The 14,517-nt window shown below is 70.9% G+C and carries 15 protein-coding genes; 11 read left to right on the forward strand and 4 right to left on the reverse strand.

Translation table 11 applies throughout. The features are described 5' to 3' along the window. A partial coding sequence (locus ETD96_RS00495) for a RidA family protein (RefSeq protein ID WP_240807034.1) occupies nt 1–1,271 on the forward strand: 1,271 nt, incomplete at its 5' end. Between the two features lie 55 nt (nt 1,272–1,326). Here ETD96_RS00495 and ETD96_RS00500 read toward each other — a convergent pair. The 3 genes from ETD96_RS00500 to ETD96_RS00510 all read right to left on the reverse strand — a co-directional run bounded on the left by ETD96_RS00500 (nt 1,327) and on the right by ETD96_RS00510 (nt 4,414). Then, on the reverse strand, nt 1,327–2,976 hold the full coding sequence (locus ETD96_RS00500) for an FAD-dependent monooxygenase (RefSeq protein ID WP_171068774.1): 1,650 nt from the start codon (nt 2,974–2,976) through the stop codon (nt 1,327–1,329). Continuing rightward, the gene (locus ETD96_RS00505; RefSeq protein WP_171068775.1) at nt 2,973–3,626 is read right to left on the reverse strand and encodes a TetR/AcrR family transcriptional regulator; all 654 of its coding nucleotides are present in this window, start codon (nt 3,624–3,626) and stop codon (nt 2,973–2,975) included. The genes ETD96_RS00500 and ETD96_RS00505 overlap by 4 nt, the downstream gene beginning before the upstream one ends. A gap of 170 nt (nt 3,627–3,796) precedes the next feature. Continuing rightward, on the reverse strand, nt 3,797–4,414 hold the full coding sequence (locus ETD96_RS00510; RefSeq protein ID WP_138632219.1) for a PadR family transcriptional regulator: 618 nt from the start codon (nt 4,412–4,414) through the stop codon (nt 3,797–3,799). A gap of 191 nt (nt 4,415–4,605) precedes the next feature. Here ETD96_RS00510 and ETD96_RS00515 point away from each other — a divergent pair, with 191 nt between their 5' ends. Genes ETD96_RS00515 through ETD96_RS00535 form a run of 5 tightly spaced genes read left to right on the forward strand, consistent with a single transcriptional unit; the run spans nt 4,606 to nt 8,371 of the window. Next, on the forward strand, nt 4,606–5,274 hold the full coding sequence (locus ETD96_RS00515) for a cupin domain-containing protein (protein ID WP_138632221.1): 669 nt from the start codon (nt 4,606–4,608) through the stop codon (nt 5,272–5,274). Between the two features lie 4 nt (nt 5,275–5,278). Further along, nucleotides 5,279–6,004: a dienelactone hydrolase family protein gene (locus ETD96_RS00520; RefSeq protein WP_138632224.1), complete on the forward strand. Its 726-nt coding sequence runs from the start codon at nt 5,279–5,281 to the stop codon at nt 6,002–6,004. Continuing rightward, nucleotides 6,001–6,351: a Rieske (2Fe-2S) protein gene (locus ETD96_RS00525; RefSeq protein WP_171068776.1), complete on the forward strand. Its 351-nt coding sequence runs from the start codon at nt 6,001–6,003 to the stop codon at nt 6,349–6,351. The genes ETD96_RS00520 and ETD96_RS00525 overlap by 4 nt, the downstream gene beginning before the upstream one ends. Then, nucleotides 6,348–7,424, forward strand: a complete 1,077-nt coding sequence (locus ETD96_RS00530; RefSeq protein ID WP_138632230.1) for a mandelate racemase/muconate lactonizing enzyme family protein — start codon at nt 6,348–6,350, stop codon at nt 7,422–7,424. Before ETD96_RS00525 ends, ETD96_RS00530 begins: the two co-directional genes overlap by 4 nt. 50 nt (nt 7,425–7,474) lie before the next feature. Further along, entirely contained in the window at nt 7,475–8,371 is an 897-nt protein-coding gene (locus tag ETD96_RS00535) for a fumarylacetoacetate hydrolase family protein (protein ID WP_138632233.1), read from the forward strand. Nucleotides 8,372–8,423: 52 nt separating this feature from the next. On the opposite strand, the gene ETD96_RS00540 is transcribed toward ETD96_RS00535, so the two are convergent. Next, a complete protein-coding gene (locus ETD96_RS00540) occupies nt 8,424–9,215 on the reverse strand; it encodes an IclR family transcriptional regulator (protein ID WP_171068777.1) in 792 nt (263 codons plus the stop codon). Nucleotides 9,216–9,517: 302 nt separating this feature from the next. On the opposite strand from ETD96_RS00540, the gene ETD96_RS00545 reads away from it, so the two are divergent. From ETD96_RS00545 to ETD96_RS00565, 5 genes are all read left to right on the forward strand, one after another. Beyond that, nucleotides 9,518–10,396, forward strand: a complete 879-nt coding sequence (locus ETD96_RS00545; RefSeq protein WP_205719033.1) for a methylenetetrahydrofolate reductase — start codon at nt 9,518–9,520, stop codon at nt 10,394–10,396. Beyond that, on the forward strand, nt 10,393–11,289 hold the full coding sequence (gene purU / locus ETD96_RS00550) for a formyltetrahydrofolate deformylase (protein WP_240807036.1): 897 nt from the start codon (nt 10,393–10,395) through the stop codon (nt 11,287–11,289). Before ETD96_RS00545 ends, purU begins: the two co-directional genes overlap by 4 nt. A gap of 40 nt (nt 11,290–11,329) precedes the next feature. Next, the gene (locus tag ETD96_RS00555) at nt 11,330–12,757 is read left to right on the forward strand and encodes an aminomethyltransferase family protein (RefSeq protein WP_138632239.1); all 1,428 of its coding nucleotides are present in this window, start codon (nt 11,330–11,332) and stop codon (nt 12,755–12,757) included. Nucleotides 12,758–12,995: 238 nt separating this feature from the next. Continuing rightward, the gene (locus ETD96_RS00560) at nt 12,996–13,325 is read left to right on the forward strand and encodes a hypothetical protein (protein ID WP_138632243.1); all 330 of its coding nucleotides are present in this window, start codon (nt 12,996–12,998) and stop codon (nt 13,323–13,325) included. A 504-nt stretch (nt 13,326–13,829) separates the two neighbouring features. Beyond that, nucleotides 13,830–14,459 carry a PadR family transcriptional regulator gene (locus ETD96_RS00565; protein ID WP_138632246.1) on the forward strand — a complete coding sequence of 210 codons (630 nt, stop codon included), beginning with the start codon at nt 13,830–13,832 and terminating at the stop codon, nt 14,457–14,459. Nucleotides 14,460–14,517: the final 58 nt, after the last annotated feature.

The following is a 14,517-nucleotide window of genomic DNA, read 5'->3' on the forward strand; positions in this document are numbered from 1 at the left end:
GAGGGCGCATGACCGGCGTCGTGAAGACCGTCGTGCCGGACCTCGCCGGGACGGGCGTCCGCTACGCCCCCGCCGTCGCCGCAGGGCGGTGGGTGTTCGTCACGGGACTAGAGGCCGTCGACCCGTCCACCGGTGCGATGGACGGGAGCACGCCCGGGCTCGGGGAGTCGCGGCTCCGGCGGGAGGGCGAGTTCGTCCTCGCGGAGATGCGGCGGCTGCTCGGCGACCTCGGCACCGACTGGTCGCGGGGCGTGCGCGTCGACCAGTTCTATGCGAGCCCGGAAGCGGTCAACCCCTACCACCGGGCCCGGCGGCACGTCTGCGGCGACCACATCCCGGCCAGTACGTCGGTCATCGTGGACCGCTGCTTCGCCGCGACGAGTTCGGTGTCCGCGGGGCTGATCGCCGTCCGCCCCGACGCCGGGCACGATGCCGAGGCCGTCCGCCCGCCCGGGTCCGAGGCCGGCGGCTGGCAGGGCGTCGCCCCGGCGGTGGCGTGCGGGGACTTCGTCTTCGTGTCCGGCCAGATGGCGAGCGCTGGCGGTGAGTCGCTCGACCCGCGCGCCGCGGTCCCCGCGGGGATGCGCTGGGGCGCGAGCCCGATCCGGCGGCAGACGGAGCACCTCATCGTCCACAAGCTCACCCCGGTCCTCGACGCGGCCGGGTCGTCGTGGGACGCGGCCGTCAAGGCGCAGGTCTACCTCGGCGACGCCGATGATCTGCCGGAGTTCCTGGAGGTGTGGTCCGAGCACCTCGGTGGCGTCCCGTGCGCCCTCACCGTCGTCCCGGCCGCCGGGTTCCGGATCGCCGGAGGGCGCGTCGAGATCAACCTCGTCGCGCTGCGGGACGGGACGGCGCGGCGCAAGGCGGTCGTCGACGCCGGGCTGCCGCGCGGCGCCGCCTTCGGCCCGTGCGTGCGGGCGGGCGACTTCCTCTTCCCCTCGGGGCTGCTCGGGGTGGCGGCGGATGGTGCCGTCGCCGGCGCGGGAACGTCGCAGGCCCTGGACGGCCTCGCGCACGCGGGTCACGTCCAGGCCGCCGCGATCTACGACCATGCCGACGCGCTGTGCGCGGCGGCGGGCACGTCCATGGCGAACGCCGTCCGCGCTCAGTACTTCGTGACCGACGTGCGCGACTTCCCCGGAGTCACCGCCGCCTGGGCCGCGCGGTACGGGGACGAGCCGCACCCGTTCTGGTGCCTCCAGGTCCCCGGACCGCTCCCGGCGCCCGGCGCCGCCCTGATCGGCGACTTCTGGATCTACGCGCCCTGAGAGCCGGCGCTCGCGGCCCACGGGGCCGGCCGCGAGCGCCGGCGGCTTATCGCCGTCAGGCGGTCGGTGCCTCGACGGGCGCGGGGGTAAGCCAGGGGGCGAGAAGGCCGTCCAGGTCGTCCGGGGCGTTGGTGCGGAAGGCGAGGTAGCCGTCGGGCCGGATCAGGAAGAGGTCGCCCGGCCTCGCGCCGAGTTTGTGGAGCAGCTCGCGCCTCGCGTCCAGGAGCGTCGGGACGTCGCCCGTTTCCGGCAGCCCCTCGCCGAGAACCATCAGGCACCGCAGCACTCCGGCGTAGCGGTGCTTCAGCGCGGTCAGCTCGGCGACCATCGCGACCCTCTTCGCCTTGGCGGTGTAGGACGACGCGTAGCCGACCAGCGTGTAGCCGGGTGCGCGCATGAGGTTGTAGAGGCGGACGCCGGGCCCGCCCGCGTCGGCGAGGTCGAGGTCGGGGACCCGGTCCCCGGCGTTGAGGGCCGCCTTGCGCACGCCGCCGAAGCGCTGCGTCTTCGACAGTGCCGCGTGCCGGTAGTTCACCCCGGTCTGGGTGACGCGGCCGCTCATCCGGTTCTGCACGTGCCTCCTGGAGAAGATCGTGGACAGTACTCGGCTGCTGACCTTCCGGTACGCCGCCGACCGCGCCTGGCTGATGAAGATCCGGAAGAGCCTGTCCGAGATCCTGCGGGTCTGCGCGCCGACGGGGTGGCGCTCGTCGTGGTAGCTGTCGAGAAGCGACTCCGGCGCCCGGCCCTGGCACACGTACGCCAGCTTCCAGGCGATGTTGAAGGCGTCCTGGATGCCGGTGTTCATGCCCTGGGCGGCCACCGGGATGAAGATGTGCGCCGCGTCGCCGGCGAAGAAGATCCGCTGCGCGCGGTACGTCTCCAGCAGCCGGTGCTGCGAGTGGAACCTGGTGATCCACTGCGGGTCGCTGAGTCGGAGCGGGTAGGGGACGATCGCGTCCACCGTCTCCTGGACGTCCGCCAGGTCGAGGGGCGTCGTGTGGGGGACGTCCATCTTGCCCATGTCGAAGGCGATGACCCGGACGTACTCGTTTTGGAACGGCAGCAGCGCCAGGCCGCCGCGCTTGTTGGTGTGCAGGCTGACGAACCCGCGCGGCAGGTCGCCCTCGACCAGTACGTCCGCGATGAGCGCGGATCCGCCGAACAGCTTGCTCCGCTCGGTCGTCCCGTACTCGCCGCTGAGGACGCTGTGCGTCCCGCTGCAGTCGATCAGATACCGGGCGCTCAGCGTACTGTGCGCGCCGAAGGCGTCGGTCACCTCGGCGATCACCGCGTCGGGCCGCTGCTCGGCGCGCACGAGCTTGAGCCCGCGGCGGATTCCGCCGCCCGTCCGTTCGAGGTGCGCGGTGAGGACTCGCTCCATCTCCTCCTGCGACAGGGTCAGCATGAATGGGAAGCCGCTGCCGGTGTGGTACATCTCCACGATGATCGGTGTGCGGTCGTCCGCGCCGAAGTTGAACCCCGGGGCCAGGTACCCGTCGCGTACCATCCCTTCGGTGAGCCCATGCATGTCGAGCAGCTCCATGGACCGCGCCTGCAGGACGAGAGCCCGCGAGTACCGCGCCGGCTCGGTCCGCTGGTCGATCAGGATGCAGTCGACGCCCTGCCGGCGCAGTTCGAGCGCGGCGGTCAATCCGGTGGGCCCTGCCCCCACCACCAGTACCTGAGTGTCGTGAACGGTCACGGGCGCTCCTCCTTGATGGTGGTACAGGCGAGGAAGTAGTCCAGGTGTGCCTCGACCTGGCGTTCGGCGGCCGCGAGTTCTTCGTCGGACGCGTCGGGACGCAGGCGTAGGAACCAGATGACGTCGAGGGGGGCCATGAGCTCCCACACCAGTTGCCCGGCGGGCTGGTCGGCGCGCATCAGGCCGGCGGCCTGCCACGCCTTGAACGGGCCGGCCAGCCGGTGCCGCGCCGCCTCGATGGCCTCGGCCAGCCCGCGGGCGCCCTGCCGGCCGGCGCCGTCCCGGAGGATGACGCCGGCGTAGCGCCGTCCGCGTGGGCTGAGCCACACCCGCAGGAGCCGCTCGACCAGCGCGCGGATGGCCTCGTCGGGGGGCGTGGCCGCGATCGCGTCCAGGTCCGGGCAGAGCGCCTCGAGGGAGGGCGGGCCCATCTCGTCGAACAAGGCCGCGTACATGGCGTCCTTGTTCTCGAAATGGAAGTAGATCGCGCTGTCGTGGACCCCGGCGAGGTTGGCGATCTGCCGCACGGTCGTGGTCGCGTACCCCTGCCGGGCGAACAGGTCCAGCGCCGCGTCGAGCAGCAGCCGCCGCGTGTCCTGCTCCTCGCCCTTGCGCGGCCGCCCCCGCCGCCGCCTGCCCTCCGCGCTCATGCGGTTCATAAAATAAGCGGCTGCTGAATTTGTCAATGCCCGGTGTGCCGCCGCGGCTCCGAACGGTGATCAAAGTCTGGCGTTCGGGGAAGGTCGAGCGCAGCGCCGCACGCGCCGTCGAACTCTGTTCGAGGCGTCAGTCAGGCGGTGTCGGTTGAGGCGGTGCCGGGTCAGGAGTCGTCGCGGGGCCCGGTGCCGGCGGCCTCGGTGCGGTCGAGGTCGTCGATCAACTGGAGGCCGCGGCGGGCCCACGCGATCTCGGCGTCGGCGTGGGCGACCTGGCCTTCGAGCGCGAGCGCCTTGAACGCGATGATGCGGCGGCGCAGTTCGGGACGGCTCTTGTCGAGCCGTGCGCGCATCAGCGGGAACTGCTCCGACCGGATGGTCTCCAGCAGCTTCACCCACTGGTTCCGCCGCCAGGTGTAGTGGTCGAGGTGCTCGTTCAGGTGCTTGCGGACGTTCTCGAGGCTGGTGAACTCGCCGTAGGTGATCTGGAGCCGGTGAACGTCGCGCTCCGGCGGGTAGGGCAGCGATTCCCCGGTCCAGGCGCGCAGCCGTGCCCGGCCGCGCGGGGTGATCTTGTAGAGGCGCTTCTCGGCCCGCTCGCCGCGCGGGATCGTCTCCGCGCGGATCAGCCCGTCGGCCTCCATCCGCCGCAGTTCAGGGTAGATCTGGCTGTCCGACGCGGCCCACATCAGGCCGACCGTGTCGTCGAAGTACCGGACGAGTTCGTAGCCGGTCATCGGCTGAGCGGCCAGGAGGGCGAGAGCAGCGTGGCGTAGTGACACCGATCCCCTTGCGTGGTCACCGCGTGTTTACCGGGCGAGCATACCTCGCCGGCGTCCCATCCCCGGCCCGGCCGCGACCCGTCCCGTCCGCTCGTCCCGCGGTCTTGACAGGCGGGGGACCCGCGTGGCCTTATTTAGCTAAGCACTTACCTAAGCAGTGAGTGAATCAGGTCGATCTACGAGGTGAGACGATGGCCGCACAGGGCAATGGCGCGGACGAGAAGTCCGGCCGGGCGATCAGCATCGAGGAGTACCGCGAGCTTCTGCCGAAGATGCGCTCGGTCCGGGAGAGCAACGAGACGGCGAAGGTGCTGGACGCCGACGACTACTTCAAGGTCGTCCGCAAGCAGGACACCCGGCCCGCGTTCTGGAAGTTCTCCGACGTGAAGGCGACGCTCGACCGGCTTGCCGAGGAGCCGCTGCGGGAGGCGGAGCGGCGCTTCTGCACGACGGTCAACGGCGACACCGGCGAGCTCGTCGGCGCGTCCCCGTTCATCTTCATCGGCTGGCAGCTCGTCCACCCGGGTGAGGAGGTGCCCCCGCACCGGCACAACTCCGTCGCGATCTACCACATCCTGCAGGGCAGCGGATACACCGCAGTCCAGGAGGCCGGGTCCACATGGACGAAGTTCCACTGGGAGAAGGGCGACACCCTCGCCTGCCCGTCGTGGGCGTACCACGCGCACTACGCCGAGGGGGACGAGGACACGCTGATGTACGTCGTCCAGGACATGCCCATGATGGCCGTGAGCCGGACTCTCTTCTGGGAGGAACCGCTCGGCCAGGAGAACATCCGGCACATGGTGACGGGCACCAGCCCGTCCTGGAGCGTCACCCGCGACATGGGCGGCGAGGGCTGACCCGATGCGGCACGAGCGGTTCACCGAGGTCCGGTTCAACGCCGACGGAGCAGGCGGAGTCGTGGTCGGCGCAGACGGCGGGGAGCGGCCCGCGGTCCTGCTGACCACGGCCATCGCCGGCGTGAACGATTACGTCCTGCGTCAGGCCGGCCGGCTGGCCGACGCGGGGTACGCCGTCGCGGTGCTCGACTACTACGCCCGCGAAGGCGGCCAGGCCCCGGACTTGAGCAGCCCCGAGAAGATCATGACGGCGGTCGGCGCGCTGGCCGACGAGACCGTGATGGGCGACATGGCGGATGCCGTGGCGTGGCTGAAGGAGCAGCCCGGCGTCACACGCGTCGGCGCGCTCGGATTCTGCATCGGCGGCACGTACGCGTTGCTCGCCGCGTCCCGCGTCCCCGGCCTGAGCTGCGCCGTGACGTTCTACGGCATGCTCAGGTACGGCAAGCTCAGCGACAACAAGCCGGTGTCCCCGATCGACGCCGCCGAGAAGGTCGGCTGCCCGTTCCTCGGCCACTTCGGCGAGACCGACCACCTCGTGCCAGTCGCCGACGCCCGCGAACTCGCCGACCGGCTGCGCGGCAGGCCGGCCGAGATCTACACCTACCCGGGCGCCGGGCACGCCTTCCATGAGGACTTCCGGCCGGAGGTCTACCGTCCCGTCGCGGCGACCGCGGCGTGGGCTCGCACGCACGAGTACCTCAGGTACTACCTGGGAGAAGGCGCGTGACCGCGACCGACAGGGCGCGGGCCGCGGAGTGGGTGCGGCTCGCTCCCGCCGACGCGTTGCCCCGCGGCGAGGCGGTCGCCGTCGACATCGGTGGCGAGCGGATAGCCGTCTTCCACACCGAGGACGGCTATCACGCCCTCGCCGGTCACTGCCTGCACATGGCCGGCGAGCTCAACGAGGGAGAGGTCGACGGCGGCGAGGTCGTCTGCCCGCTGCACGCCTGGCGGTACGACCTCGCGACCGGGGCCCGGACGGACCGCCGGGGCCAGTCGGTGGCGGTGTACCCCACCGACGTCAGGGATGGCTGGCTGTACCTCGCCCTGCCCGCATCGGAACAGGGCCAATGAAGATAGACAACGTTGCCACCAGGCTGGTCATCGTCCCCCTCGGCGCGGCGCGGGGCGGGTCGGGGGCCACCAGCCTGCAGGTGCTCCACGTGACCGTCCGCGACGTCGACGGCCGGACGGGCACCGGTTTCACCTACGCGCTGACCGGAGGGGCGGAGGGGGCCCGGGCGATCGTCGACACGACGTTCGGCCCGCGCCTCACCGGCCTCGACCCGCTGGACTGGGACCGCGTCTGGCACGAGCTGTGGGCGGCCACCCACCGGGTCGGGCGCGGTGTCGCGCTGCCCGCGCTGTCCGCCTTGGACATCGCCGTCTGGGACCTGCGCGCCCAAGCGGCCGGGCTGCCCCTCTTCCGGCTGCTCGGCGCGCAGCGCGACAGCGTCCCGGTGTACGGGAGCGGCCGCGCCACCCACCAGATGAGCGACGACGAACTCGTCGCGGGCGCGCTCGCTTACGTCGAGGAGGGGTACCGCGCGGTCAAGCTGCGGGCCGGCGCCCTCGGCATCGAGCGGGACGTGCGGCGCGTCGCGGCGGTGCGGGACGCGGTCGGCCCGGACGTCCGGCTCATGGTCGACTGCAACGAGCGTCTCGACCTCGCCGACGCGCAGCGGCTCGCCCACCGGCTGGACGAGCTCGACGTGGCCTGGCTGGAGGAGCCGCTGCCGTCCGACGACGTCGACGGCCACGCGCTGCTCGCCGCACGGTCCCCGGTGCCGATCGCCGTGGGAGAGCACCTGCAGGGGCGGTTCGAGTTCAAGCGGTACCTCGACCGGGGAGCCGCCGCGATCCTCATGCCGGACGCGCCGCTCACCGGCGGGGTGAGCGAGTGGCTGCGGATCGCGACCCTCGCCGAGGCGGCGAGCGTCCCGGTCACGCCGCACTTCCTGCCGGAGCTTCACATCCAGCTGGCGGCGGTGGCCAAGTCGGCGACGTACATCGAGCACTTCCCGCTGCTGGACGACCTGCTGGCCGAGACTCTCACCGTGTCCGGCGGCGTCGCCGTCCCGCCGGACCGGCCGGGGCACGGCCTGGTCTGGGACCAGGACGCCCTCGACCGGTACACGTCCGCCTGACCCGCCGGCCGGTGCCCGGATGGCCCGGCCCGCCTGAACGGAGCGAGACCATGCGGCTTGCGATCTTCGACGACTGGCGGCTCGGCGCCGTCGGCACCGACCACGCCTCGATCACCGACGTCACGGACGCGCTCCCGGAGCCCCATTCCGGTGAGCCGTTCGGGGCGGGCTGGTGGGTCCGGCTGTGCCGCGACTTCGCGCAGATCGGGCCGCGCCTGGCCGCCGCGGCGCGCGGCGGAACGGCGCGGCCGCTCCACGAGGTGCGGCTCCGCGCCCCGGTTCTCAACCCCGGCAAGATCGTCGCGTGCGCGTCCAACTACACCGCGCACATCGCCGAGATGCGCGAGTCCGTCATGCCGCGCGAGACCAGCGGGACGGGCGCGTGGCTGCTCGACTTCGACGTCTTCCTCAAGGCGCCGAGCTCGATCAGCGGCCCGGACGACCCGGTGCTGCTGCCCGAGGCGCCGCTGGCCGCCGGCCGCGAGATCCACCACGAGAGCGAGCTGTCCCTCGTGATCGGCCCAGGCGGCAAGGACATCCCGGAGGAGACGGCGCTGTCCCACGTGCTCGGCTACCTCATCGGCCTCGACTTGACCGAGCGCGGCACCGGCGACCGGTCCCGCCGCAAGAGTTACGAGACGTTCACCCCGCTCGGGCCGTGGCTGACGACGGCGGAGGAGGCCGGCGCTCCGGACGCGTTCGACATCGAACTGCGCATCGGCACGGTGGTGCGGCAGAAGGTCAGCACCGCCGACATGATCACGCCGGTGGCGCGCATCATCGCGCACGCGTCCCGGCTGATGCGGCTGGAGCCGGGCGACGTGATCATGACGGGCGCGCCGCCCGGGGTGGGGCCGATCGCGGCGGGCGACGTCATCGACGTCGCGATCAGCGGCCTCGGGGCCATGAGCCTGCCCGTCCGCAAGACCGGATCCTCCGGCTCCTGATCGCGTTTCACGGCGGGCGGGGCCGGACCGAACCGGGCCCCGCCCGCCGCTGTCATGCCGTGGAGGCGATGGCTTCCCCGGGCGCGGGCGCCTCCGGGTCCCCTTCGATCTCCGCCTCGATCCGGGCGCACGCCTGCCGCATGTACCGGACGGTCCGGTCGAGTCCCGGCCCCACCAGGCTCGAGGGGCCATGCGTGGTGATGGTCATCGCGCCGAGCGGCGCGCCCGACCGGCTCCGGATCGGGATGCCGATCGCGGTGATGGTCCGCTCGCACTCGCCCTTGGAGATCGACCAGCCGGTGCGCCTGACCCAGCCGATCCCGTCCATGAGCCGGTCGAACTCCGCGACCGAGACCGCGGTGTTCACGCCCTCGGCGAGGTACATCCTCTCCAGGTCGGGGTCAGCCAGCAGCGACAGCATCGCCTTGCCGCTGGCGGTCCGGTGGGCGGGCAGGACCGACCCGCGCCAGTCGTAGGTGCTGCCGGGCACGGTGGCGCTTGCCAGCACGCGGACCTCGCTCCTGACCCGGATCGCGAGGTTCGTCGAGTTCCCCACCAACTCGCCGAGGCGGCTCATGTGGGGCGCCGCGGTCCGGCGGAGGCCGCGGCTCCACGCGATGCCCGCCGCCCCGGCCGACATGGCCGGCCCGGGGACGTAGGCATGGGTCTCGTCCTGGACGAGGTAGTCGCGGTACACCAGGGTCTGGAGCAGCCGGTGCGCGCTGGACGCCGCCACGCCCAGCTCCTCCGCGGCGTCCGTCACCCGGATGCGGCCCTCGTCGCGGACGAGCTGGATGAGCCGGAGGCCGCGGTCGAGTGCGTTCGTGGGGTATGCCGGAGGCATTCTCTCCGAAGAGGACATCCCGATCCTCCTACGAGCGGCCGGCCCCTCGACCGAATCTGTCACGAGATAAGTACCTGGAAACTACCGCGCCACCGGCGACACGGTCAACGTCGTCGCTGGTCACGAGCACGGTCGCGGCTGGCGCCGCGCACCGGCCAGGCGCCGCGAAAAGAGCCGGCCCATGACAAAAGTAGGTGCCCAATGCGGGCGGCGGGCGGTGATTCTGCGATACCGAATCTCGCGCTCGGGGAAACCGTGCCGTCCTAACGTCGAGCCGAGCCGCTTTCAGGAGGTTGTGGACGGTGGAGCTCGACAGCATCGAACCCGAGAGAAGCGGACGCCGGACGGCTTTGGCGGACGGCTTCTCGCTGGAAATGACGGGCAAGGACGCCGGGGCATTGGTGGACGCGGCCGGGCTCATTCCGCCGGGGACACGGGTCAACGTGACATTCCTCGCCGGTGAGGACCTCGCGACGCGGGTGTCGGCGGCGCGGGCCGTGCGTGAGCGCGGACTGCGTCCCGTTCCGCACATCTCGGCCCGGCGCCTGCGCTCGGAGTCGGAGCTGGCGGAGTACCTCTCCGCGCTCGCCGAAGTGGGGGCGGCCGAGGAGATCTGTGTCGTCGGCGGTGACCCCGCCCGGCCCGCGGGTCCGTACGCGGACGCGCTGGCGGTCATCAGGTCGGGCGCGCTGGCGCGGTCCGGTGTCCGGCACGTCAGCGTCGCCGGCTACCCGGAGGGGCACCCGCACATCGACACGCCCACCCTATGGTGCGCGCTGGAGGAGAAGCACGCCGCCCTTTACCGGCAGTCGCTCGGCGCGACCGTGATCACGCAGTTCGGGTTCGACCCGGCGCCCGTCGTGGCCTGGCTGGACGAACTCCGGTACCGCGGCGTCGACGCGCCCGTCCGAATCGGCGTGCCGGGACCCGCCGGCGTGAAGCGACTCCTGCGGTACGCGCGCCGGTTCGGCGTGCAGTCGTCGGCGGGGATCGTCCAGAAATACGGGTTCTCGTTGACGAACCTGCTGGGCACCGCTGGGCCCGGCCGCTTCATCAAAAGGCTACAAGAACAGATCGACCCCGTCCGGCACGGAGATGTCTCACTGCATTTCTACACCTTCGGCGGCATCCGCGTGACGGCCGAATGGGTGCGGGACGACGAATCGATGGTGACGCAATGAGCCCTGTTCAGAGAATGGACACCGACCCGAACCTGCTTGCGCGGGACCGCGCGAGCCTCATGGTGTACGGCGACGACAAACCCGGAATCGTCGCCGCCCTGGCCGGAGTGCTCGCCCGCCACGGCGCGAACATCGTCGCGCTGGACCAGCACAGCGACAACCCGGAGGGCGGCGCGTTCTTCCAGCGGACCGTCGTACATGTCGCGGACCTCGCCGCGACCATTCCGGCGCTGGAGAAGGACCTCGCCGCCATTGTCGGCGAGGAGCTCGGGCTCCACTGGCGGCTTCGAGACCTCTCCGTCCCGCCGCGGGTCGCCGTCCTCGCCTCGAAATCGGACCACTGCCTGCTCGACCTGCTGTGGCGGCAGCGGCGCGGCGAACTGCCGATGACCGTCCCGATGGTGATCTCCAACCATTCCGACGTCGCCGACGACGTGCGCTTCTTCGGCATCCCGTTCTTCCACGTGCCGGCCCGAGGGCGGGACAAGTCGGCCGCCGAGATGGAGATCGTCAAGCTGGTCGCCGGCAATGTCGACCTGATCGTCCTCGCCCGGTACATGCAGATCCTGACCGGGTCGTTCATCAACGAGGTCGGGGTGCCGATCATCAATATCCACCATTCCTTCCTCCCGGCGTTCATCGGCGCCGGCCCTTACCAGAAGGCCAAGGAGCGCGGCGTCAAGCTCGTCGGCGCGACCGCGCACTACGTCACCGAGGACCTCGACGAGGGCCCGATCATCGAGCAGGACGTGATCCGCGTCTCGCACGCCGACACGGTCGCCGAACTGACCAGGCGCGGCGCGGACATCGAGCGCCAGGTGCTGGCCCGGGCCGTGCTGTGGCATCTCCAGGACCGCGTGATCCGGCACGGGAACCGGACGATCGTCTTCTGACCGGCCGCCGCCGGCGGCGATATCGAGAACAGGAGCTCGAATGGAAACGGGAAACGGAAAGTCTCTCCAGGACCTGGTCGACGAGACCCCCGATCTGGTCGACTACTTCTACAACGAGACCATCGCCCCGCATTTCCGCGCGCGGACCAGCCTGACCGCCGCGTTCATCCCTCCGGACTTCACCAACTGGCGGGACGAGCAGCGGGCCTGGCGGGAGACCGCGATCCTGTTCGATCAGTCGCACCACATGCCCGAACTTTTCCTCAAAGGCCCCGACGCGCTGCGCCTCCTGACACGCGTCGGCATCAACAGCTTCGCGGACTTCACCCCCGACCGGGCCAAGCAGCTCGTCGTGTGCACGCCCCGCGGGCACATCATCGGGGACTGCATCGTCTACTGCCTCGGCGAGAACGACTTCGAGCTCGTCAGCGGAATGAGCGTGCTGAACTGGGTCGAATACCAGGCGGTTACGGGAGGATTCGACGTCTCCATCGAGCGCGACGCGCCGACCCCTTACAACCCGAAGGGACGGCGGGTCCGCTACCGCTTCCAGCTGGACGGTCCGAACGCGGGGAAGATCTTCGACGAGGTCACGGAGGGGACGACGCCGGAGATCCCGTTCTTCCGGACCGCGCGGGTGACGATCTCCGGCAGCCAGGTCCTGGTGTTGCGGCACGGCATGGCCGGCCATCAGGGCGTGGAACTGTCGGGCCCCTATGACGAGCTCGGCACCGTCCGATCAGCCATCCTCGCCGCGGGGGAGAAACACGGGATGGTCCAGGGCGGCACCCGCTCGTACTTCAGCACGATCTTCGAGAGCGGATGGATCGCCTACCCGCTCCCCGGCATTTTCACGGGCGAGGAGCTGCGCGGATTCAGGGAATGGCTCCCCGCGGAGAGCTGGGAGGGGAACACGCAGCTCGGCGGCAGCTTCTGCTCGTCCGATATCGAGGACTACTACGTCACGCCCTGGAACCTGGGATACGACCGCTTCCTGAAGTTCGACCACGACTTCATCGGCCGTCCGGCGCTGGAGAGCATGGCCGGCGGACCGCACCGCAGGAGGGTGACCCTCGCCTGGAACAAGGAGGACGTCCTTCGCGTGATGGGCTCCCAGTTCGGGTCGGGCCCCAGGTACAAGTCGATCGAGTTCCCGACCGCGTTCTACGGGTTCCCGCATTTCGACGAGGTCCGCGGAAAGGACGGCCGCATGGCGGGCCTTTCCTGCCACTGCGGATACAACGGCAACGAGGGTGTGGCCCTTTCCCTGGCCATGCTGGACGAGGAGCACGCCGTTCCCGGTACCGAGGTCGTCCTCACCTGGGGCGAACCGAACGGCGGCTCCCGGAAGCCGCACGTCGAACGGCACGAGCAGGTGCAGATCCGCGCGACCGTCGGGCCGGTGCCGTACTCGAAGCACGTTCGCGAAGTGCAGCGCGCCGCAGTGGGCGGCCTTCGGAGGCCGTAGCGTTCGCGGAAGTAGCCGCAGGCGCCATCCCCGGTCCGAGTTCGTGGCGTCGAGATGATGGATCTCGGGGTACGAGTTGGGCTCCGCCCAGGCCGGGGCTAATGCTGCTGGCAGACGGCCCGATGAGCTCACCTCACGCGATGTCCTCCACGACGAGCCGGTCGTCAGGCACGTTGTGGGCGTCCATGGCCTGGAAGAGTTCGTGCTGGGCGGCGGTAGCGGCCCTTCAAGGTGAGCGATGTCGGCGGGGGAGAACTCGCGGTGGGTCGCGGCCACCCGTTCGACGCGTCCGTCCGGCAGGAGCAGGGCGACCGCCGCCCAGTCACCGAGCGTGGGCACCGCCGGCCGGACCAGCAGCCGCAGCACCTCGTTCGCGTCCCGGGTGGACGACAGCACGGTGGTGATCTCGGCGACCAGAGCCAGCCGGGAGTTGGCCCGCCGCGCCTGCTTCGTCCGGTCGTGCCGCCCCCGCTCGATCCGGAGTCGCCCGGTCGCGTCCTGCAGCACGGTGACCGCTCCGGTCACCGCACCGGCTCCGCAGCCCTCGGTTCCCGGCTCGTCGGCGTAGATCGGAGCGGATGCCCAGGTCCGCGCCGACCCGGTCGTGCGGCTGCCCGCTCATCTGTTCCTCCTGGTCGGACGTCACGATCACTGCCCCTCGCGGCCGCCGGAACACCTCGGTCCCGTAGATGCGCGGGCCGATCTGCCGCCGGTCCGCTCCCCGAAGGCGTCCCCGGTACCGGTGCACTGCGCGGTCGCGTCCGCTCGGCCGGTTCAGGAGACGATCAGAGAGACGACGGCGCTGACCGCGCAGACGCGGTCGGCGCGCGGGGCCGGCTCGCACTGTGGGCGCTGCCCATGGAGCCGAGTGGCGTGGCAATCGTAGGTGGGACCGTGGCCGAGGCTGAGGCTGCCTTCACGCCGTCGGCTCGCCGTTACGCCAGGGCAGCGGGATCCGCGCCCACGTCAGATGAAAGGGGATCTCGAAATGTCGTCCGGCGGCCGACGGCCGAGCCGATGAGTAACTTGATACCGTTATGGATAACTGTCCATTTCACTAACGGGGACGTCGATGTCGCTGCGCCACGCCCTTCTCGCCACGCTGACCGCCCAGCCCATGACCGGGTACGAGCTGGTCAAGTACTTCGACGGGAGCGTTGCGTACGTGTGGAGCGCGCCGCACAGCCAGATCTATCCGGAGTTGCGCCGGATGGAGCGCGACGGGCTCGTCACGGTCGAGGTCGTGCCGCGCGGCGAGCGGGCGGAGAAGCGGGTCTACTCGATCAATGAGGCGGGCCTGGCCGAGCTTCAGCGGTGGGAGCAGGCGCCGATCCCTTACCAGTCCGATCGGGACCCCTACCGCTTGAAGGTCGCGCATTTCGAGCAGTCGACGTACGAGGCGGCGCGCAGCCAGCTCGAGGCGCACCTGCACCACTTCACCCGGGCGCTGCGGGAGTGGGAGCAGATACTGGCCGACATCGACGCCCGCCGTGTGTCGCTGTTGCGCCGGCGGTTGGGGCAGCGTCCGGAGGAGGAGCACGAGGCGATCATCGCCTTCCGCAAGCTCGCCTTTCGGGGCGAGGTCCTCAAGGCCCGGGCCGAAATCGCTTGGGCGGAGGAGGGACTGGCCGTGCTGGACGAGCTGCAGGCCAAGGGCGTTCCGCTGCGCGGGGAGGAGTTCGCCAAGCCGGCCGGGCACTGAACCACGGCGCGCGGCCCGAGCGCCTCGTCGAGCTCCGGCCGCACGCCGCGGGTGACCG

The organism is Actinomadura geliboluensis, from assembly GCF_005889745.1.
Classification (GTDB): Bacteria; Actinomycetota; Actinomycetes; order Streptosporangiales; family Streptosporangiaceae; genus Spirillospora; species Spirillospora geliboluensis.